At 49.2% G+C, this 252-nt stretch carries 1 protein-coding gene; it reads right to left on the bottom strand.

Translation table 11 applies throughout. From position 1 onward, the window contains the following. On the bottom strand, nucleotides 1-252 hold a 252-nt coding region (locus FS628_RS30795), incomplete at both ends, for a PTS glucose transporter subunit IIA (RefSeq protein ID WP_186328064.1).

Consider the following 252-nt stretch of genomic DNA (forward strand, 5'->3'; position numbering starts at 1 on the left):
ATCACCCACATTCACCCTATCCCCTTCCTCTACTTTCACAGACAAACCCTCCCCTTTCACTTTGACCCTATCAACCCCAACATCCATCACAACCTCCACACCATCCTTCCCAATCACCCCAATCCCATCTCTCCATCTCCTTATCCTCCTTACTACACCTTCAACAGCACATACCATCCTTCCACTTCCAGCCATAATCCCAATTCCTTTCCCCATCCCTTCACTCCAAAACCCCTCATCTCCAACACTTCC

This window comes from Paenibacillus xylanexedens, assembly GCF_007676705.1.
GTDB classification, from domain to species: domain Bacteria; phylum Bacillota; class Bacilli; order Paenibacillales; family Paenibacillaceae; genus Paenibacillus; species Paenibacillus xylanexedens_C.